Origin of the sequence: Pseudomonas sp. GD03875 (genome assembly GCF_029840585.1) — a bacterium.
In the GTDB taxonomy this organism is placed as follows: Bacteria; Pseudomonadota; Gammaproteobacteria; order Pseudomonadales; family Pseudomonadaceae; genus Aquipseudomonas; species Aquipseudomonas paralcaligenes.
This window is the reverse complement of the sequence record NZ_JAOCCV010000006.1, coordinates 1-20120: the sequence shown is the minus strand read 5'-3', so window position 1 is coordinate 20120 and position 20120 is coordinate 1. Positions and strand designations below refer to the sequence as shown.

Here is a 20120-nt window from a genome sequence, read left to right as displayed (position 1 = left end):
AACGTGCAAACAAAGCTTGCAGTGTTGCGGGCGACACCTGGCGGACTTCGAGATATTGACGGGGACGAGAGCGCAGCGGAGGGGGAGGAGAGGACGAAACAAGACAGTCCGAAAGAACAGGGTTTGCGGCTTGCCGGCTCGTGGATACCGTTGGGCGATGCAGGTTCTGGTCAGGCGGTCTGGCTGATAACGCTTAGGCTTCCCCGTCCCTCAGGACAACTTTCGTTCCAGTCGCAACCTCGTCGAAACGCCTTGTGGGCTGTTAGAACACGGACCGCCCCGAATGGTGTTACGGGATCGGTCTGGAGGCTCTGCAACAGAGCCCCTGGCTAGCGGGAGCGGCGCCATGATGCGCCTTTGGGCGGAGATTAGTCAACGATTTTGTAGTGCTTTCTTCGTGCGACTACATGGTCGCGCGGCGGACCTCAGTCGAGGGCTTCCACGCGGATGCGCATGCTCATGTCGTTGGCGCCGCGGGTGGACTGCTGGCGCAGGAAGGCCGAGTCCTCGCCGCGGCTCTCGCCGCTGACGCCGCCCAGGGGAATCCACTCGCCCAGCCGGCCGCTGACCCGGGTATCGGTGCTCTGGGTGTCGATCACGCCCTGCCGGTACTGGTTCACCCGGTCGTTGTTGCTGCTGATGCTGACGTGGACCATGTCGCCGGTGATGCTGGCGGTGACGTAGAAGCCCTGGTTGACGTTGCGGTACTGGGTGTTCTGGTAGACCTGGCCGTAGGGGCCGACGCTGGTGGTGGTCAGCGGCACGCTCTGGCCGACCTGGATCAGTGCGGGGTAGCCCTCGGTGGCCTGCACCTGCTGGGTGCCGCCGCTGCGGCTGTCGGTGGAGCGGCGGATGATGCGCACCTGGTCGCGGCCGCGCACTTCGCCGCGCCCGGCGATCACCTCGACATCGCCCGCGCTGGCGCTGCCGTCCACGCGGTAGCCGTCGCGGTCCTGGAAGCTGCTCTCGCTGGTGTCGACGCTGATCAGCAGGCGCCGCGGCGCGGTGTCCAGCTGCTGCAGCAGATCGCGTACTTCCCGGATCTTCTCCGGCGAGGCGTTGATCACCAACTGGTTGCCGTAGGGGCTGACCTTGCCCTGGCCGTCCAGTGTTGACTGCACCACCGGCAGCACGTCCTCGGCGGTGCGGTAGTTGAGCTGGATCAGCTCGGTGGCGGCCTGCAGCGGCAGGCTGAGGCCAAGCGACAGGGCGAGCAGGCAGGCGCGCAGGGTCATAGCAGGAAGCTCCGCAGGTCGGGGTCGAGAACGCTGATGTCCCAGGCTTGGTCGAACTGCGCCTGGCGCTGGCGCACGCGGCCGGGGTCGTTGTAGAGGGCGTAGCCGGCATATTGCTCGGGCGTCTCGCGCAGCAGCAGGCCATAGCTGTCGGCGAGCAGGAAGGCGCTTTCGTCGCTGGGGTGATCCGGATTGATCCTGCGGATATGCAGGTTGCTGGTGATGCGCCGCGCCAGGTTGAGCAGGCGGTGGCCCTGCCTGACCGGCTTGCCGACGTCACGCACCAGGATGCGCAGGCGATTCTTCGGGCTGGCCAGCAGGAAGCGGGTGCAGGCCTCTTGCACGCTGCTGTGGCTGTACAGCCAGGATTCCAGATCCGGGCTGTAGAGGCTTAGGCTGAGGCGCGCCTGTTGCAGCAGGGCCAGCGCATGGGCCTGGGCCTGCTCCGGGCGGCTGAAACGTTCGAGATCGGGATGCTGGCCCAGCTGAAAGGGCGCCGGTTCGCGCGTCTCCGTGGTCAGCGCTGGAAAGGTGTCCGGGTTGTGCACGGAAAAACGCCCCGGCGACTGGAAATCGATGGCCGGCAGTTCGGGCTCGTTCTGGTCATTCGGGGCGTTTTCTTCGCTCATGCCGTCGTCCTAGTCGCTATGGCGCACCATCAGTACGTGGGGAATGCCCGCCTCGAGGTACTCGTCGCCCTCGATGCAGAAGCCCAGGCGCTCGTAGAACGCGGCGGCATGCACCTGGGCGCTGAGCTTCTGCTCGCGCTGGCCACGCTGTTCAGCGGCCTCGATGGCGGCGCGCATCAGCGCTTCGCCGACCTTCAGGCCGCGCCAGTCCTTGAGCACCGAGACTCGGCCGATCTGGCCGTCCGCCAGCAGGCGTGCGGTGCCGATCGGGTAGTCGCCCTCGCAGGCGAGGAAATGCACGGCCTCGATGTCCTCGTCATCCCATTCGAGTTCGGCGGGCACCGCCTGTTCCGCAATGAATACCGCCTCACGGATGCGCCGCAGGTCGGCATTGTCCTTCTGCCAGTGGGCGAGGCGGACGTGGATCTCACTCATCGGCAAACTCCAGACTGCCTTGCTGGACCAGTTCGCGCACCAGTGTACGCCCGTCTTCGTCGGCCAACCAAGGCGCCAGGTTCTCGCCGTGCAGCGCGTCGGCGGCGCAGACCAGGCGCAGCAGTTCCCTCAGGTGGGGCGGCAGCAGGCGGCTCTGGCCGCTGGCGAACAGCACCAGGCCGACATCCACTTCGCTCCAGGCCAGGCGCGCGCTGGGGTTGCGCACCAGCACGGCGCCGTCCTGCAGGATGGCCAGGAATTCTTCCTCGCCGATCTCCGCGCCGCTCACCAGTTCGGGGTAGCGCGGCTCGGTCATGAACTGGCCGAACCAGGTCAGCAGCAGGCGCTGGTCGCCCATGTGCTCGGTCAGCAGGGCCTTGAGACGGTCGAGGGCGTCCTGCTGGATCTGGTGCGGATCGCTGGCCGGTGCCATGCCGGCGTCGCTGTAGCGTTCCTCGTCCGGCAGGAACTGGGCGAGGAAGTCGGTGAAGTGGGTCAGCACCTCGGCGGCGCTCGGCGCGCGGAAGCCCACCGAGTAGGTCATGCAGTCGTTCTCGGCGATGCCGTAGTGGGCCAGGCGCGGCGGCAGGTAGAGCATGTCGCCGGGCTCCAGCACCCATTCGTCGGTCTGCTCGAAGTCGGCCAGGATGCGCAGATCGGCGTGCTGCAGCAGCTTGCTGTCGGCGTCGCACATCTGGCCGATCTTCCAGCGGCGCTCGCCTTCGGCCTGGAGCAGGAACACGTCGTAGTTATCGAAGTGCGGGCCGACGCTGCCGCCGGGCGCGGCGAAGCTGATCATCAGGTCGTCGATGCGCCAGCTGGGGAGGAAGCCGAAGTCCTTGAGCACCTCGGCCACTTCCGGGACGAACTGGTCGACGGCCTGTACCAGCAGGGTCCAGTCGCGCTCCGGCAGCTTGGAGAAGGCATCCTCGGCGAACGGGCCGCGGCGCAGTTCCCAGGGATGCTCGCCGTGCTCCAGCACCAGGCGCGATTCGACTTCTTCCTCCAGCGCCAGGCCGGCCAGTTCGTCGGCGCTGATCGGGCTCTCGAAGCCGGGAATGGCCTGACGGACCAGCAAGGGCTTCTGTTGCCAGTAGTCGCGCAGGAACTCGCGGGGTGTGAGGCCGCCCAGCAGCTGCAGGGGAGTATCAGGATTCATGGCTAAGCCCTTGAAAGAGATGAAATGGCTGAAATAAAAACGCCCGGCTCAGCCGGGCGTTGGTAAGGCTGGTGTCGTTCAGATGCGCTTGGCCTGCGCGACGGCGTTGCCGATGTAGCTCGCCGGGGTGAGTTGCTTGAGCTCCTCCTTGGCGGCGGCCGGCATGTCCAGGCCATCGATGAAGGTGAGCAGCGCCTCCGGGCTGATGCCCTTGCCACGGGTCAGCTCCTTGAGCTTCTCGTAGGGGTTCTCGATGGCGTAGCGGCGCATCACGGTCTGGATCGGCTCGGCCAGGACTTCCCAGCAGGCGTCCAGGTCGGCGGCGATGCGCGCTTCGTTCAGCTCCAGCTTGCCGATGCCCTTGAGGCTGGCTTCGTAGGCGATGACGCTGTGGGCGAAGCCGACACCGAGGTTGCGCAGCACGGTGGAGTCGGTCAGGTCGCGCTGCCAGCGGGAGATCGGCAGCTTGCTGGCCAGGTGCTGGAAGATCGCGTTGGCGATGCCCAGGTTGCCTTCGGAGTTCTCGAAGTCGATCGGGTTGACCTTGTGCGGCATGGTCGAGGAGCCGATCTCGCCGGCCACGGTCTTCTGCTTGAAGTAGCCGAGAGAGATGTAGCCCCAGACGTCGCGGTCGAAGTCGATGAGGATGGTGTTGAAGCGGGCGATGGCGTCGAACAGCTCGGCGATGTAGTCGTGCGGCTCGATCTGCGTGGTGTAGGGATTCCACTGCAGGCCCAGGTCGCCTTCGATGAACTGCTTGGCGTTGGCCTCCCAGTCGATCTGCGGGTAGGCGGACAGGTGGGCGTTGTAGTTGCCCACGGCGCCGTTGATCTTGCCCAGCAGCGGCACGCCGGCCACCTGGGCGATCTGCCGCTCCAGACGGTAGACGACGTTGGCCAGTTCCTTGCCGAGGGTGGTCGGCGAAGCCGGCTGACCGTGGGTGCGCGACAGCATCGGCACGTCGGCGAACTTCACCGCCAGGTCGCGGATGGCGCCGGCGATCTGCTTCATCAGCGGCAGCAGGACGGTATCGCGGCCTTCGCGCAGCATCAGGGCGTGGGACAGGTTGTTGATGTCCTCGCTGGTGCAGGCGAAGTGGATGAATTCGCTCACGGCGGCCAGCTCCGGCAGCTTGGCGGCCTGCTCCTTGAGCAGGTACTCCACGGCTTTCACGTCGTGGTTGGTGGTGCGCTCGATCTCTTTCACGCGCTCGGCGTGCTCGACGGCGAAGTTCTCGGCCAGTTCGTTCAGCAGCGCATTGGCTTCGGCGGAGAAGGGGGAGACTTCGGCGACGCCTTCATGGGCGGCCAGGCGCTGCAGCCAGCGAACCTCGACCATCACGCGGAAACGGATCAGGCCGTATTCGCTGAAGATCGGGCGCAGGGCGCTGGTTTTGCCGGCGTAGCGGCCATCGACGGGGGAAACCGCGGTGAGCGAGGAGAGCTGCATGGAGGCGTTCTCGGACAGGTCGGTCAACGAAAAGGGCGCACATTATACATGAAATCGCCCGGCTCGGCCGCCGGCTAGCGAGCGGCCGGTCGGCGGGCGATCGAAAGGAGGCTGGAGGCGAAGATCAGCGCGGCGCCGACCAGGGAGGCGGCATCCGGCATCTCGCCCCAGCGTAGCCAGGCGACGATGCCGGCGAAGACGATGGCCAGGTAGGCGAAGGGGCCGATCAGGCCGGGCGGGGCCAGGCTGTAGGCCTTGGACATGACGATCTGGCTCACCGTGGCGAGCAGGCCGATCACCAGCAGTAGGCCGAGCTGGTGCTGGCTCAGCGGCTGCCAGGCCCAGGTCAGCGGCACGGCGGAGATCAGGGCGCTGAACAGAGAGAAATAGAAGACGATGCGGAAGGCCGGCTCGGTGTCGCTCATCTCGCGGATGGAGACGAAGGCGAAGGCAGCCAGGATGCTGGCCGCCAGGCCGATCAGGGCCTGGCTGTCGAGCAGCGCCTCGCTGGGCTTGGCCACCAGCAGCACGCCGACCAGGCCGATGGCGGTGGTGACCAGCATGCGCCGGGTCAGCGGCTCCTTGAGCAGCCACCAGGCCAGCAGCGGGGTGAACACCGGCGCCGCGTAGGTGAACAGCATGGCGTCGGCCAGCGGCAGGTGGGCGATGGCGTAGAAGAAGCAGTACATCGCCGCCAGGCCGTAAGTGGTGCGCCACATGTGCGACTTGAGACGCCCCGTCTTCAGCGGGCCGGTGCCTTTCAACAACACCAGCGGCAGGAAGAACAGCACGCCTACCAGATTGCGGAAGAACACCACCGACTCGTTGTTGACGCCGCTGGACACCTCGCGGATGCCTACGCCCATCAACGAGAACAGCAGGGCGGAGAGCGCCAGGAGCAGGGCGCCCTGGACGGGTCTGGAGCTGCGGCTGGGCAGGCTCACGTCAGCTCCGCAGCAGCGGGTAGAGTTCCTTGAGCAGCTTGCCGCGGCCGAGTACCAGTTGCCAGCGATGGCCGCCGAGCTGGCGCCACAGACGCGCCGAACGGATGCCGGTGAGCAGCAGGGCGCGCACCTTGGCGGCCACGGCCGGTTGTTGCAGGAAGCGCATGTCGCCGTGCACCTGGATGCGCTGGCGGAAGGTGCTGATGGTGTCCTGGTAGAGCGCGCCGCAGGCGGCCACCACGTTGTCGTGGGTCAGGCCGAAGTGCTCGACCTGGTTCTGGATCTGGTCCAGGCGGCTGCCGACCACTTGCAGCAGGTCCTCGCGCTTGGCCAGCTGGCGCTCCAGGCCGAGCAGAGCCAGGGCGTAGCGTAGCGGCTCGCGTTGCAGGCTGGCTGGGTTGCGCTCCAGGGTGCTGACCAGCGCCTTGTAGCCCTCGCGCAGGTTGAGGTCGTCGCCGCCGTAGACCTCCAGGGTGTTCTTCGGGTCGCGCACCAGCAGGCTGCCGAGCAGGCAGCCGAGCTGCGCGTCGCTGACCTGGCCGGTGCGGGCCAGCTTGTCCACCAGGCTGGCAGCCTGGAACACGGCGGAGAGGGCGATCAGTTGTTCCTGAACGGGGCTCATGCGCGCGGGGCTCCTTCGGCACAGGGCTCGGCGACCTCGATCACGCCGCCGCCCAGGCAGACCTCGCCGTCGTAGAACACCACGGACTGGCCCGGGGTGACGGCGCGCTGCGGCTCGTCGAACACCGCCTGGTAGCCGTGCTCGGTCTTCTCCAGGGTGCAGGCCTGGTCGGCCTGGCGGTAACGCACCTTGGCGGTGAGGCGGCGCGGGCTGGAGAGGTCGACGGGGTTGACCCAGTAGATATCCGAGGCGAGCAGGGAGCGGGAAAACAGCCAGGGGTGGTCGTTGCCCTGGCCGACGATCAGCACGTTGCGCGCCAGGTCCTTGTGCAGCACGTACCAGGGTTCGTCGCCGGCGTTCTTCAGGCCGCCGATACCCAGGCCCTGGCGCTGGCCGATGGTGTGGTACATCAGGCCGACATGTCGGCCGATCACCTCGCCCTCGGTGGTCTCGATGTCGCCCGGCTGGGCCGGCAGGTACTGCTTTAGGAAGTCGCTGAAGCGGCGCTCACCGATGAAGCAGATGCCGGTCGAGTCCTTCTTCTTGGCGGTCGCCAGTTCGTACTTCTCGGCGATGGCGCGGACCTGCGGCTTCTCCAGTTCGCCGACCGGGAACAGGGTGCGGCCGATCTGCTCGCCGCCGACGGCGTGGAGGAAGTAGCTCTGGTCCTTGTTCGGATCGAGCCCCTTGAGCAGTTCACTGCGGCCGTCCACGTCGCGGCGGCGCACGTAGTGACCGGTGGCGATCAGGTCGGCGCCGAGCGACAGGGCGTAGTCGAGGAAGGCTTTGAACTTGATCTCGCGGTTGCACAGGATGTCCGGGTTCGGCGTGCGCCCGGCCTTGTACTCGGCGAGGAAGTGCTCGAACACGTTGTCCCAGTATTCGGCGGCGAAATTGGCGGTGTGCAGCTGGATACCGATTCGATCGCACACGGCCTGGGCGTCGGCCAGGTCGGCCATGGCGGTGCAGTATTCGGTGCCGTCGTCCTCTTCCCAGTTCTTCATGAACAGGCCTTCCACCTGATAGCCCTGCTCGAGCAGCAGGAGGGCGGAAACGGAAGAGTCGACACCGCCGGACATGCCGACGATCACTCGGGTATTGGCTGGTTCGCGCATGGGGACTTGGAGAGGCTGACGGCGGAAAGTGGGCGATTCTATCAGGAGCGGGCGGCGTGGGGCGAATAGGCCGGGCCGCGATCGGCCGGATCGCGGATCAGGCTCAGGTCGTGGCGTGCGCCGGCCAGGTAGTCGTCGATGCAGCGCAGCACCAGCTCGCTGCGCCAGCGTTCGGGCTGGGCGGCCAGTTCCTCGCGGGTCAGCCAGCGCGGGCCGATGATGCCGTCGTCCAGCGGCGAGTCCGGCAGGTGGCGCAATGGCCTGGCGGCGAAGCATACGCGCTGGTAGGTGACGCCGTTGCTCGGCGCGGTATAGAGGTAGATGCCGGTGACGGCGGTCAGCTCCACCTGCCAGCCGGTTTCTTCCAGTGTTTCGCGCAAGGCGGCCTCGATCAGACTTTCGTCGGCTTCCAGATGGCCGGCAGGCTGGTTAAATACCGCCTGGCCGTCGGCCAGTTCCTCGACGAGCAGGAAGCGCCCCCGATCCTCGACGACGGTGGCGACTGTGACATGGGGAGTGAAACGCATTGCAGGGAACCTCTACGATTCGGCGGGTAACAGTCTGCTACGACCCGGGTCGAAGCAATCTCGGGCCGAGCTGCTAGGATTGAAAGCGCCCTTGGAGGGCATTTTTGTAGCGTCTCTGTAGTTTGACTACAAGAATGGCGCCTAACCAGGATTCAAGCAGTCTAGGCTGTCGCCGGGCTGTCAGTAAATGGCGAAAAGTGCGTGACTTTCTGTAGAAAAACTACAAGAATGCGGCACCTTTCCGAGACCCAGAAGTATCGTCCGTCGCATTACCCGTGTGGCGGATTGTCAGACCACGAAAACAAACGGAGTCCAGCATGGGATACCAGAAGATCCAGGTGCCTGCGAACGGCGAGAAGATCACCGTCAACGCCGACATGTCCCTGAGTGTGCCGAACAACCCGATCATCCCGTTCATCGAGGGTGACGGCATCGGCGTCGATATCAGCCCGGTAATGATCAAGGTCGTCGACGCCGCCGTCGAGAAGGCCTATGCCGGCCAGCGCAAGATTGCCTGGATGGAGGTCTACGCCGGCGAGAAAGCCACCCAGGTCTACGACCAGGACACCTGGCTGCCGAAGGAAACCCTGGACGCCGTCCGCGACTACGTCGTCTCCATCAAGGGCCCGCTGACCACTCCGGTCGGTGGCGGCATCCGCTCGCTGAACGTGGCCCTGCGCCAGGAGCTGGACCTGTATGTCTGCCAGCGCCCGGTGCGCTGGTTCGAAGGCGTGCCGAGCCCGGTGAAGAAGCCGGGTGACGTGGACATGTGCATCTTCCGTGAGAACTCGGAAGACATCTACGCTGGCGTCGAGTGGAAAGCCGGTTCGCCGGAAGCGATCAAGGTCATCAAGTTCCTCACCGAGGAAATGGGCGTCAAGAAGATCCGCTTCACCGAGAACTGCGGCATCGGCATCAAGCCGGTTTCCCTGGAGGGTACCAAGCGTCTGGTGCGCAAGGCACTGCAGTACGCCGTGGACAACGATCGCAGCTCCGTGACCATCGTCCACAAGGGCAACATCATGAAGTTCACCGAAGGTGCCTTCAAGGAGTGGGGCTACGAAGTGGCGCGTGACGAGTTCGGCGCCGAGCTGCTGGACGGCGGCCCGTGGATGCAGTTCAAGAACCCGAACACCGGCAAGAACATCGTGGTCAAGGACGCCATCGCCGACGCCATGCTGCAGCAGATCCTGCTGCGTCCGGCCGAGTACGACGTGATCGCCACCCTGAACCTGAACGGTGACTACCTGTCCGACGCCCTGGCGGCCGAGGTGGGTGGTATCGGCATCGCGCCGGGTGCCAACCTGTCCGACACCGTGGCGATGTTCGAAGCCACCCACGGTACCGCGCCGAAGTATGCCGGCCTGGACAAGGTCAACCCGGGCTCGGTCATCCTCTCCGCCGAGATGATGCTGCGCCACATGGGCTGGCTGGAAGCTGCCGACCTGATCATCAAGGGCACCAACGGCGCCATCGCCGCGAAGACCGTGACCTACGACTTCGAGCGTCTGATGGACGGTGCCAAGCTGCTGTCCTGCTCGCAGTTCGGCGACGCCATCATCGCCCACATGTAAGGGCGGGCGGAAAGAGCGGCGGTGGTCCTCGGACTGCCGCCGGTCCTTCCCGAAGAGTCCGATGCCGGTTGCCGGCATCGGATTTTTTTATGCCCGACGGAATCCGGGATGGTGCTGAATGCCCAATGAAAAGGCTATGTGCCCGTTAGTTGTTGCGCACCTTGTGGGAGCGGATTTATCCGCGAATTTCGCGGCCAAGGCCGCTCCCACAAAAGAGGGATCGGTACAGCAACACGTAACGGGGACATAGCCAATGAAAACGGCGCCCTGGGGCGCCGTTTTCATTCAGCCGCGAGGATCAGCCCTTGTAGCGCTGCAGCACCAGGGTGGCGTTGGTGCCGCCGAAGCCGAAGCTGTTGCTCATCACGGTGTTCAGCTGCACGTCACGGGTCTCGCGCTGGATCGGCAGGTCGGCCACGTCCGGATCGAGCTCCTCGATGTTGGCGGAGCCGGCGATGAAGCCGCCCTGCATCATCAGCAGACAGTAGATCGCCTCGTGCACGCCGGCGGCGCCCAGTGAGTGGCCGGACAGGCTCTTGGTGGAGCTGATGGCCGGCGCCTTGTCGCCGAACACTTCGCGCACCGCGCGGGCCTCGGCGGTATCGCCGACCGGGGTGGAGGTGCCATGGGTGTTGAGATAGTCGATCGGTGCGTCGACGGTGGCGAGGGCCTGCTGCATGCAGCGCACGGCGCCTTCGCCGCTCGGCGCGACCATGTCGTAGCCGTCGCTGGTGGCACCGTAGCCGACGATCTCGGCATAGATGGTGGCGCCGCGCTTGAGCGCGTGCTCCAGCTCCTCGACCACCACCATGCCGCCGCCACCGGCGATGACGAAGCCGTCACGCTTGGCGTCGTAGGCGCGGGAGGCCTTTTCCGGGGTCTCGTTGTACTGGGTGGAGAGGGCGCCCATGGCGTCGAACAGGCAGCTCTGGCTCCAGTGCTCTTCCTCGCCGCCACCGGCGAATACCAGGTCCTGCTTGCCCATCTGGATCTGCTCCATCGCGTGGCCGATGCAGTGGGCGCTGGTGGCGCAGGCGGAGGAGATGGAGTAGTTCACGCCCTTGATCTGGAACGGCGTCGCCAGGCAGGCCGAGACGGTGCTGCCCATGGTGCGCGGTACGCGGTACGGGCCGATGCGCTTGACGCCCTTCTCGCGAAGGATGTCGATGGCCTCCATCTGGTTCAGGGTGGAAGCACCACCGGAGCCGGCGATCAGGCCCACGCGGGGGTTGGAGATTGCTTCCGGGGTGAGGCCAGCATCCTTGATCGCAGCTTCCATTGACAGGTAGGCGTAGGCGGCGGCGTTGCCCATGAAGCGTAGCACCTTGCGGTCGATCAGCGCTTCCAGATCGAGGTCGACGGAGCCGGACACCTGGCTGCGCAGGCCCATTTCGGCGTATTCCGGGTTGAAGCGGATGCCCGCCTTGCCGGCGCGCAGGCTGGCGGAAACGGTGTCCTTGTCATTGCCCAGGCAGGAAACGATGCCCAGGCCGGTGATCACGACGCGACGCATGCGGAAATGTCCTTCAGAAGCTGTCGGTAGAGGTGAACAGGCCGACGCGGAGGCCTTCGGCGCTGTAGATTTCGCGACCATCGACGCTGACGCTGCCGTCGGCGATGCCGAGGATCAGCGAGCGGCTGATGGTTCGTTTGATATGGATGGTGTAGGTGAGTTTCTTCGCGGTGGGCAGTACCTGACCGAAGAACTTCACTTCGCCCGAGCCCAGGGCGCGGCCGCGGCCGGGGTTGCCCTGCCAGCCGAGGTAGAAGCCGACCAGCTGCCACATGGCGTCGAGGCCCAGGCAGCCCGGCATGACCGGGTCGCCCTCGAAGTGGCAGGCAAAGAACCAGAGATCCGGGTTGATATCGAGTTCGGCGACGATCTCGCCCTTGCCGTACTTGCCGCCGGTGTCGCTGATATGAGCGATGCGATCGATCATCAGCATGTTGGGGGCGGGCAACTGCGCATTGCCCGGGCCAAACAGCTCGCCGCGGCTGCAGGCGAGCAATTCTTCCCGGGAATAGGCGTTTTGCTTGGTCATGCGAACTCCTCAATGGTCCCCCGGACGGGGCTTAAAGCTGTGCCGCTTCTGTTCTTGTGTAGCGGCAGACTAGTCATAGACTGTTGCGTCATGGTGAAAGTCACAGCCCAGTGTGTACACCTGTATACCGGCATAACTTGTCACAGATCATGACCGTGGGTGCAAAAAGTCTAGTCCTCCTGATGCGGCTGGTTGCGCCGGATCAGCCAGCGCGTCAGGGCGCGCTCCAGATCGGCGCGTTTGAAGGGCTTGGCCAGGTAGTCGTTCATGCCCGCCTGGAGGCAGGCTTCGCGGTCGCCCTGCAGCGCGTTGGCGGTGAGGGCGATGATCGGTGTGTTGCAGTGCGGCGACTGGCGGCGGATCTGCCGGGTCGCCTCGTAGCCGTCCATGATCGGCAGGCGGCAATCCATCAGCACCGCGACGAAACGCTGGGGGTCGAAGCGCTGCACTGCCTGGGCGCCATCGCCGACCAGTTCGACCCGGTAGCCCAGGCTGCGCAGCATGGCCTCGATCACGGTCTGGTTGACCGGGTTGTCTTCCACCAGCAGCACCTCCAGACCTTCGCCGGAGTTGTCGTCGCTCTGTATCCGTGGCGTTTCGAGGGTGCTGCGCATGTTGAAGGGCAGGGGAATCTCGAGGGTGAACACCGAACCGATGCCTTCCTCGCTGCTGGCATGGAGGGTGCCGCCCATGCGCTCGGCCAGGGTGCGGGCGATGGACAGGCCCAAGCCGGTTCCACCATAGCGGCGGGAAATCGAGCTGTCGGCCTGCTGGAAGGCATCGAACATGTGCTCCAGACGCTGCGGGGCGATGCCGATACCGCTGTCGCGCACCGCGCAGGTGAACCAGAGGATGTCGTTGTCCAGCGGCTGCCAGTGGGTCTCGATGCGGATGCCACCTTCCTCGGTGAATTTCAGCGCATTGCCGAGCAGATTGACCAGTATCTGGCGGATACGGGTGGGGTCGCCCTGGACCTCGAATGCCTCTAGGCCCGGCGGCTTCTCCAGGCGCAGGTAGAGGCCGCGCTGCTGGGCGCTGTGCTGGAAGACCTGGATCGAGTCCTGCAGCAGCTCCTTGAGGTTGAAGGGGATGCGCTCCAGTTCGAGGGCACCGCGCTCGATCCGGGAGAAATCGAGGATGTCGTTGATGACCTTGAGCAGGTGCTCGGTGGATTCGATGGCCAGCGCCGCGTATTCCGCCTGCTCGTGGTTCATCTCGGTGGTTTCCAGCAACTGCAGCATGCCCAGCACGCCGTTCATCGGCGTGCGCAGCTCGTGACTCATCATCGCCAGGAAGTCCGACTTGGCGCGGTTGGCCTGCTCGGCTTCCTCGCGTGCCTGGATCAACTGCTGCATGGCCTCGCGCTGCTCGCGGCTGGCGCTTTCCAGTTCCTCGGCGAGGTTGTTGATATGCCGGGCGAGGCCGCCCAGTTCGCTGGTGTCGGTCTCCGGTAGCGTGGTCCGGTAGTCGCCGGCCTTGATCGCCTCCACCGCCTTGCCCATCTCGCTGATCGGCTGGGACAGGCGCCGGGCCAACTGGCGGGCGAGGAAGAAGGTCAGCAGCAGCGCGAACAGCGCCAGTATCGTGGCCTTGAGCAGGATCGCCTGCTGGCGGCTGGTGAAGGTCTCGTCGGACATGCCGACCACCACCCGGCCCAGGTATTCGTCGGCGCCCGAGGCTTTTTCCCGGCGCACGGAGGCATGGAAGATGTCCACCTGCGAGGCCGCTGGGTCCTTGTGCTGCTCGACGTAGACCAGAATGGTCTCGGCCTTGTCGCGCACTTCCAGGAAGCGGACGCTGGGCGTCTGCAGGGTGGCGCGCAGCAGGCTTTCCAGGGCCTGAGTGTCGCCGGCGGCGACACCGTGCACCACCGCCGGCGCCAGCTGGTTGGCCATCAGCTGGCCGGACTGGTTGATCTCCTGGCGCAGGTCTTCCAGGCGCGAATAGGTGAAGAAGCCGGTCAGCAACAGAGTGAGCAGCAGCGCCGGGCCTACGCTGATCAGCTGGGTACGGGTGTGGATGTCCCAGTTCCAGCCGAACATCAGCGGGTTTCGCTCTCTGGCCGGCGGAACAGCGGGGAGCGCGCGGCCAGGCATTGCGGGAGTTGCGGATGGCAGAACGGAACGGTGTGCACGGAACGGCCTTGTTCTCTGGCAGGACAGCCGCATGTTAACCGAGAAGCCAGGCTTTGCCAGCGCTTGCTGTGGCGTGGGACTGGCCGGTCGGCCGAGGCTCCATGATAATGAGGCATCCGCCGTCGACAGATGGCCCGCTGTGGAATTCCTATGACCGAGCAACAACCCGTTGCAGTACTGGGTGGCGGCAGCTTCGGCACCGCCATTGCCAACCTCCTGGCCGCCAACGGCCAGCGCGTCCTGCAGTGGATGCGCGACCCCGAACAGGCCGAGGCCATGCGCACCCGGCGCGAGAACCCGCGCTACCTAAAGGGCATCAAGCTGCTGCCCGGTGTCGAGCCGGTGACCGACCTGCCGACCACCCTGGCCGCCTGCGAGCTGGTGTTCGTCGCGATTCCCTCGTCGGCCCTGCGCAACGTGCTGCAGCCGGTAGCCGGCGCCCTGGCCGGCAAGCTGCTGGTGAGCACCACCAAGGGCATCGAGGCCGACGGCTTCAAGCTGATGAGCCAGATTCTCGCCGAGGTGGCGCCCCAGGCGCGCATCGGCGTGCTGTCCGGGCCGAACCTGGCGCGCGAGATCGCCGAGCACGCGCTGACCGCCACGGTGATCGCCAGCGAGGATGAAGAGCTCTGCCAGCGCGTGCAGGACGCGCTGCATGGCCGCACCTTCCGCGTCTACGCCAGCCGCGACAGCTTCGGCGTGGAGCTGGGCGGCGCCCTGAAGAACGTCTATGCCATCATCGCCGGCATGGCCGCCGCCCTGGGCATGGGCGAGAACACCAAGAGCATGCTGATCACCCGCGCGCTGGCGGAGATGACCCGCTTCGCCGTCACCCTCGGCGCCAACCCCATGACCTTCCTCGGCCTGGCCGGGGTCGGCGACCTGATCGTCACTTGTTCCTCGCCCAAGAGCCGCAACTACCAGGTGGGGCATGCCCTGGGCGAGGGCCTGTCGCTGGAGGACGCGGTGGCGCGCCTGGGCGAGGTGGCCGAGGGCGTCAATACCCTCAAAGTCTTGAAGAACAAGGCAGAGGAGTTGCAGGTCTACATGCCGTTGGTCGCCGGTCTGCATGCCATCCTGTTCGAGGGGCGCACCTTGGAGCAGGTGATCCAGGGGCTGATGCGCGGCGAGCCCAAGACGGATGTGGACTTCATTTCACCCAGCGGTTTCTGATCCAAACGGATTCTGAGAAAGGAGAGCACCATGAGCGAACCGAGCAAGGAACTTGAGCGCGAATCCATCGCCCTGCGGATTCTGTGGATGGTGATCTTCACCATCGTCTGGCAACTGGCCGAGATCGTGCTCGGCGGCGTGGTCCTGCTGCAGCTGGGCTACCGCCTGTTCTACGGCGCGCCCAACAGCGGGCTGCAGTCGTTCGGCGACAGCCTGAGCCAGTACCTGCAGCAGATCGGCCGCTTCGGCACCTTCAACACCGAGGAGAAGCCCTGGCCCTTCGCCGACTGGCCGACCCCGCGCGCGCCGGAGGACAACGAGCCGCACTCCATCCCGCCGGCACCGCACCCGGTACGCGACGAAGAACCCAAGCTGTGACCCTCTGGCTGCTGCGCCACGGTGAGGCCGAACCGCGTGCGCGCAGCGACGCGGAGCGCGCCCTCACCGAGCGCGGCCGCAAGGAAGTGCGCAGAAGCGCCGAGCATCTGCGGGGGCGGCCTCTGCGGCACATCCTGGTCAGCCCCTATCTGCGTGCCCGGCAGACCGCCGAGCTCGTGCGCGAGACCCTTGGCCTGGCGCTGCCGCTGACCACGGTGGACTGGGCCACGCCCGACGATCCGCCGCGCGCGGCCGCCAGCCATCTGGACGACTATCCCGGCGAATGCCTGCTAGTCAGCCACAACCCGCTGCTCGGCAGTCTCTCCGGCCTGCTGATCCATGGCCATCTGCAGCAACCCCTGGGCCTTCACACCGCCAGCCTGGTGGTGCTTGAGGGTGACGTGATTCCAGGCCTGATGCAGCTTTCCGCCCTTCATCACCCCTAGAGGGTTTTGCGTTGAGTCTGCCCCCGGTCCCTGGGGCAGTCTTGCGCTCCTGTAACATTTCTTCACTTGCGACGCCTCCTGACGCGTGGAATATTCAACCAAGCAAGTGCTTGGTTGCTCCCTGTGACAAAAACAAAAAACAAGGAGGCCCCGTGGCCAGTGCCGTCCGTTTGCCGCTCGAGGTGTTTTTCGAGCGTGAGTCGCGTCACCCGAACAAGACCTACCTGATCCAGCCGCTGGGCGGCGGGCAGGTGGAGCAGCTCACCTGGGCCGAGGTCGGCGAGCAGGCGCGGCGCACCGCCAGCTGGCTGCGCAGCCTGGAGCTGGAGCCGGGCAGCAGGATCGCGATCATCTCGAAGAACTGCGCCCACTGGATCGTCACCGACCTGGCCATCTGGATGGCGGGGCACGTCTCGGTGCCGCTCTATCCCAACCTCACCGCCGAGTCGGTGCGCCAGGTGCTGGAGCACGCCGAGGCCCGGGTCGCCTTCATCGGCAAGCTGGACGACTGGCCGGCCATGGCGCCCGGCGTGCCGGAGAGCGTGACCACCGTAGCGCTGCCGCTGCACGCCGACGGCAGCTTCGACCGGCTGTGGAGCGACCTGCAGTCCTGCTTGCCGATCCAGGACACGCCACGCAACCATCCCGATCACCTCGCCACCATCATCTATACCTCCGGCACCACCGGCATGCCCAAGGGTGTGATGCACAACTTCGGCAATTTCGGCTTCACCGCCGGCCACGCCACGGAGCTGTTCGGTGTCAACGAGAGCGACCGCGCCTTGTCCTACCTGCCGCTGTGCCACGTGGCCGAGCGCATGTTCGTCGAGCTCAACTCCCTGTACAGCGGCATGACCGTGTTCTTCGCCGAGAGCCTGGACACCTTCGTCGAGGACCTGCGCCGCGCCCGGCCCACGGTGTTCTTCGGCGTGCCGCGGATCTGGACCAAGTTCCAGATGGGCGTGTACGCGCAGATGCCGGCGAAGAAGCTGGACTTCCTCCTGTCCATCCCGCTGCTCGGCCGCCTGGTCGGGCGCAAGGTGCTCCGTGGTCTGGGACTGGACGCCGTGCGCTACGCGCTGTCCGGTGCCGCGCCGGTGCCGGATGCGCTGCTGGCCTGGTACCGCCGCCTGGGGCTGGAGCTGCAGGAGGTCTACGGCATGACGGAAAACTGCGGCTACTCCCACGTGTGCCGCCCCGGCCGCTTCAAGAAGGGCTGGATCGGCCAGAACAACCCCGGTGTCGAGGTTCGCATCAGCGAGGAGGGCGAGGTGCTGGTGCGCAGCGGCTCGACCATGCAGGGCTACTACAAGGAACCGGGCAAGACCGCCGAGGCGATGACCGAGGATGGCTTCCTGCGCACCGGCGACAAGGGCGAGCAGGACGCCGAGGGCAACCTACGCCTGACCGGGCGGATCAAGGAAATCTTCAAGACCAGCAAGGGCAAGTACGTGGCGCCGGCGCCGATCGAGAACCGCCTGGCCGTGCACACCCACATCGAGCAGGTCTGCGTGGTGGGCGACGGCCTGCCGCAGCCGCTGGCGTTGTGCGTGCTGTCCGAGGTGGCGCGGCGGGAGTCGCGCGAGCAGCTGGAGAGCAGCCTGCGGCGCCTGCTGGCGGAAACCAACCAGGTGCTGGACAAGCACGAGCAGCTCAACGGGCTGGTGCTGGTGCCGGAGGTCTGGGCGGTGGACAACGGCTTCCTGACCCCGACCCTGAAGATCAAGCGGGCGTCGGTGGAAAACGCCTATGGCGCGCACTTCGACACCTGGGGCCAGGGCCGCGGCGAAGTGGTCTGGCATCGCTAGCCGGCCGGGGTTTCACCGAACCAGCTGCACGAACGGGAGCCCCTAGGGGCTCCCGTTGCGTTACGGGCGGAACACCTCGTCGAGCAGTTGCCGCATGTCGGCCCAGGAGCGCTCGTCGGCCCCCTTCTGGTAGCCGAGGTCGAGGCCATGGCCCTTGTGCGCGTCGGCGTCCGGGTTGCTGAAGCCGTGCTTGGCGCCGGGCAGCTCGACGAAGCGGTAGTCGGCGCCGGCCTTATCCATCTCGGCCTTGAAATCGGCGACCTGCTGCGGCGTGATGAAGCTGTCGGCGGCGCCATGCTCCACCAGCACCCTGGCCTTGACGCTGCCCGGCGTGGCCGGGGTATCGGTGACCAGCGCGCCGTGGAAGCTCACCACCGCTGCCAGCGGCATGCCCTGGCGGGCCATGTCCAGCACGATCCGGCCGCCGAAGCAGTAGCCGATCGCGGCCAGGCGTTGCGCGTCGGTCTGCGGCTGGGCCTTGAGCAGTTCGAGGCCGGCCTGGAAACGCGCCCTCGGCGTCTGCGGGTCGGCCATGACCGCCTTCATGAAGGCACCGGCATCCCCCGGGTGCTGGGTGTTCTTGCCTTCGCCGTACATGTCGACGGCCAGGGCGCTGTAGCCGAGTGCGGCGAGGTCGCGGGCGCGGCGCTTGGCGTAGTCGTTCAGACCCCACCATTCATGCACCACGATGACCCCGGGGCGCGGGCCTTCGATGGCGTCGTCCCAGGCGTGGTAGCCGATCAGCCGGGTACCGTCGGCGGTGGTGTAGGGCATCTCGCGGACCTGCACCTCGGCGAGGGCGAGGGGGCTGCACAGCAGCAGGGCAAGCAGTAGATGACGCATGACAAATCTCCTGGCGGGTGATGGCGGGTCGAGGCAGCTTAGCGGCCCGCGTCCGAAATGGCCCGCAACTGGTTTACCGCTTCCGTTTCCACGTGCCCCTGATCATCGCCTTCCACGAAGGCCGCGCAGCTTGCCGTGGCGCTGCGGTATACCGCGATCACGCTGCCCGGCCCGCCGCCGGTGTGCCCGTGCGTGTACAGCCCACACGTCGTCGGCCCCTGCATCAGGCCCAGGCCGTAGCCGGGCGCGGCCCAGGGGCGGCCCGGCAGAGGTCCGCCAAGCAGGTGCGGTGTCTTCATCTCGTCGAGCAGACGGGGCGGGAGATAGTCGCCACCCAGCAGGCAGTCCAGCAGCAGGGCTGCCTGGTCCAGTGGGCCGACCAGCAGGCCATGGTAGACCCAGGCCGGGTCGTAGCCGGCGGGCGCTCCCGCGCCCCAGTCAGCCCGTGTGCGTGCCAGGCGCGCACGAGACACGTCCAGCGGCGCCAGCACGCGCCGGCTCAGCGCTTCGTCCAGCGGGAGATCCGTCAGCCGTTCTATCAGCCGGGCGACATACAGATAGCCGACATTCGAGTAGCGCCATCCGGCTCCCGGCGTGTAGCGCAGCCGAGTGGCGTCCAGGCGTTGAAGCATCTCTTCGGCCGGCCAGGGTGTTTCCTGACGGGCGACGGCGGCATGGTAGTCGGCAAGCTCCCCGTAGTCCGCCAGGCCCGCCTCGTGGCGCAGCAACTGGCGCAGGGTGAAGGGGCCTTCGGCCACCTGGTCGTCCAGCGCGACCAGGCCGTCCCGCACCAGCGACAGGGCGGCGGCCGAGAGCACCGTCTTGCCGAAGCTCCACCAGGGCAGAAGCTCGTCGGACGGGGCGGGTGTTAGCAGGGAGCCGTTGCGAACCAGGCAGAAACGCATCGTTCGACCCCGAGCCTCAAGGTGCCGGTGGTTTGTTCGGGCCCGGCGGGGTGATGCCCATCGAGACGTAGATGCTGGTGAACCGATCCATGCCCATGTCCGCCGGCTTGACCCATTCCACGGGCACGTAGAGCAGGCCGCCGCCCACCGGCACCGGTGCGGTGGGCACCAGGATGGCGAAGTAGGCGCGGCCGTCGATCTCGACCGGTTGGGGGTTGGGCAGTAGCGCCAGCACTGCGGTGCCGTCGCCGCCGAAGAAGCACCAGACCGGGCTCATCGCCCCCACGTCGGCGTTTTCCTGCTGGTCGAGCAGGCCGACGAAGCGGTCGGCCAGGCCGTACAGGTTGCCGAGTAAAGGGATGCGCCGCAGGGTGCGATCGAACAGGCGCTGCAGCGGGCCCTTCAGGCCGAGCTGGACGGCCAGGCCGAGCGGGTAGAGCGCCACCACCAGCGCGACGGTGCCGAGCAGCCAGGCCAGTTCCTGGCTGCTGACGAAGGGCTGGCCGAGCCCGGCGAACAGCTTGCCGACGGTGCTGGAGGGGCCGATCAGGCGGTTGAGCAGGCTCACCACCCAGCCCAGCAGGGCCAGCGAGAGGGCCAGCGGCAGCAGGGCGAGAAGGCCGGCCAGCCAGGTGGCGAAGAGGGAGTGGAAGCTGCGTTTGAACATGGCGTGGGTCCGTGGCGAGGGCGCCCCAAGGCTA

General features: G+C 66.4%; 20 protein-coding genes. 5 read left to right on the top strand and 15 right to left on the bottom strand.

Annotated elements, in window-relative coordinates; genetic code table 11:
* Positions 1-425 precede the first annotated feature (425 nt).
* The 9 genes from N5D30_RS06770 to N5D30_RS06730 all read right to left on the bottom strand — a co-directional run bounded on the left by N5D30_RS06770 (position 426) and on the right by N5D30_RS06730 (position 8115).
* Positions 426-1235: a secretin N-terminal domain-containing protein gene (locus tag N5D30_RS06770; RefSeq protein WP_279908287.1), complete on the bottom strand. Its 810-nt coding sequence runs from the start codon at positions 1233-1235 to the stop codon at positions 426-428.
* Complete coding sequence (locus tag N5D30_RS06765; protein ID WP_220813166.1) at positions 1232-1864, bottom strand: histone acetyltransferase HPA2; 633 nt, start codon at positions 1862-1864, stop codon at positions 1232-1234. The genes N5D30_RS06770 and N5D30_RS06765 overlap by 4 nt, the downstream gene beginning before the upstream one ends.
* Before the next feature lie 9 nt (positions 1865-1873).
* Positions 1874-2299 carry a GNAT family N-acetyltransferase gene (locus N5D30_RS06760; RefSeq protein ID WP_220813165.1) on the bottom strand — a complete coding sequence of 142 codons (426 nt, stop codon included), beginning with the start codon at positions 2297-2299 and terminating at the stop codon, positions 1874-1876.
* Complete coding sequence (locus tag N5D30_RS06755) at positions 2292-3458, bottom strand: cupin domain-containing protein (protein ID WP_279908286.1); 1167 nt, start codon at positions 3456-3458, stop codon at positions 2292-2294. The genes N5D30_RS06760 and N5D30_RS06755 overlap by 8 nt, the downstream gene beginning before the upstream one ends.
* 78 nt (positions 3459-3536) lie before the next feature.
* Positions 3537-4907: an adenylosuccinate lyase gene (gene purB, locus N5D30_RS06750; RefSeq protein WP_279908467.1), complete on the bottom strand. Its 1371-nt coding sequence runs from the start codon at positions 4905-4907 to the stop codon at positions 3537-3539.
* 74 nt (positions 4908-4981) lie between these two features.
* Entirely contained in the window at positions 4982-5851 is an 870-nt protein-coding gene (locus N5D30_RS06745; protein ID WP_279908285.1) for a DMT family transporter, read from the bottom strand.
* A 1-nt stretch (position 5852) separates the two neighbouring features.
* Complete coding sequence (gene hflD, locus N5D30_RS06740; RefSeq protein ID WP_279908284.1) at positions 5853-6473, bottom strand: high frequency lysogenization protein HflD; 621 nt, start codon at positions 6471-6473, stop codon at positions 5853-5855.
* Positions 6470-7588, bottom strand: coding sequence for a tRNA 2-thiouridine(34) synthase MnmA (mnmA, locus tag N5D30_RS06735; RefSeq protein ID WP_279908283.1), 1119 nt, complete (start codon positions 7586-7588; stop codon positions 6470-6472). The genes hflD and mnmA overlap by 4 nt, the downstream gene beginning before the upstream one ends.
* Positions 7589-7629: 41 nt before the next feature.
* A complete protein-coding gene (locus N5D30_RS06730; protein ID WP_220813159.1) occupies positions 7630-8115 on the bottom strand; it encodes an NUDIX hydrolase in 486 nt (161 codons plus the stop codon).
* A 317-nt stretch (positions 8116-8432) separates the two neighbouring features.
* Between N5D30_RS06730 and icd the strand changes: the two genes are divergently transcribed.
* A complete protein-coding gene (gene icd / locus N5D30_RS06725) occupies positions 8433-9689 on the top strand; it encodes an NADP-dependent isocitrate dehydrogenase (protein ID WP_220813158.1) in 1257 nt (418 codons plus the stop codon).
* A gap of 298 nt (positions 9690-9987) precedes the next feature.
* On the opposite strand, the gene fabB is transcribed toward icd, so the two are convergent.
* The 3 genes from fabB to N5D30_RS06710 all read right to left on the bottom strand — a co-directional run bounded on the left by fabB (position 9988) and on the right by N5D30_RS06710 (position 13773).
* Positions 9988-11202, bottom strand: coding sequence for a beta-ketoacyl-ACP synthase I (fabB, locus tag N5D30_RS06720; RefSeq protein ID WP_279908282.1), 1215 nt, complete (start codon positions 11200-11202; stop codon positions 9988-9990).
* A 13-nt stretch (positions 11203-11215) separates the two neighbouring features.
* The gene (gene fabA, locus N5D30_RS06715) at positions 11216-11731 is read right to left on the bottom strand and encodes a 3-hydroxyacyl-[acyl-carrier-protein] dehydratase FabA (RefSeq protein WP_220813156.1); all 516 of its coding nucleotides are present in this window, start codon (positions 11729-11731) and stop codon (positions 11216-11218) included.
* A gap of 170 nt (positions 11732-11901) precedes the next feature.
* Entirely contained in the window at positions 11902-13773 is a 1872-nt protein-coding gene (locus N5D30_RS06710) for an ATP-binding protein (RefSeq protein WP_279908281.1), read from the bottom strand.
* Between the two features lie 243 nt (positions 13774-14016).
* Here N5D30_RS06710 and N5D30_RS06705 point away from each other — a divergent pair, with 243 nt between their 5' ends.
* The 4 genes from N5D30_RS06705 (at position 14017) to N5D30_RS06690 (ending at position 17671) form a co-directional block, all read left to right on the top strand.
* Positions 14017-15039 (top strand): NAD(P)H-dependent glycerol-3-phosphate dehydrogenase, encoded by a 1023-nt coding sequence (locus tag N5D30_RS06705; RefSeq protein ID WP_279908280.1) that lies wholly within the window; start codon positions 14017-14019, stop codon positions 15037-15039.
* A 30-nt stretch (positions 15040-15069) separates the two neighbouring features.
* Positions 15070-15417, top strand: a complete 348-nt coding sequence (locus N5D30_RS06700) for a DUF4389 domain-containing protein (protein ID WP_220813153.1) — start codon at positions 15070-15072, stop codon at positions 15415-15417.
* Positions 15414-15863 (top strand): phosphohistidine phosphatase SixA, encoded by a 450-nt coding sequence (sixA, locus tag N5D30_RS06695; protein WP_279908278.1) that lies wholly within the window; start codon positions 15414-15416, stop codon positions 15861-15863. The genes N5D30_RS06700 and sixA overlap by 4 nt, the downstream gene beginning before the upstream one ends.
* Positions 15864-16015: 152 nt before the next feature.
* Positions 16016-17671 (top strand): AMP-binding protein, encoded by a 1656-nt coding sequence (locus N5D30_RS06690; RefSeq protein ID WP_279908276.1) that lies wholly within the window; start codon positions 16016-16018, stop codon positions 17669-17671.
* 60 nt (positions 17672-17731) lie between these two features.
* On the opposite strand, the gene N5D30_RS06685 is transcribed toward N5D30_RS06690, so the two are convergent.
* From N5D30_RS06685 to N5D30_RS06675, 3 genes are read right to left on the bottom strand one after another with little or no spacing between them, the layout of a single operon-like run.
* Positions 17732-18514 carry a dienelactone hydrolase family protein gene (locus tag N5D30_RS06685; protein WP_279908275.1) on the bottom strand — a complete coding sequence of 261 codons (783 nt, stop codon included), beginning with the start codon at positions 18512-18514 and terminating at the stop codon, positions 17732-17734.
* Positions 18515-18552: 38 nt separating this feature from the next.
* Entirely contained in the window at positions 18553-19419 is an 867-nt protein-coding gene (locus tag N5D30_RS06680) for a serine hydrolase (protein ID WP_279908274.1), read from the bottom strand.
* A 16-nt stretch (positions 19420-19435) separates the two neighbouring features.
* Entirely contained in the window at positions 19436-20086 is a 651-nt protein-coding gene (locus N5D30_RS06675) for a DUF502 domain-containing protein (RefSeq protein ID WP_220813148.1), read from the bottom strand.
* Positions 20087-20120: the final 34 nt, after the last annotated feature.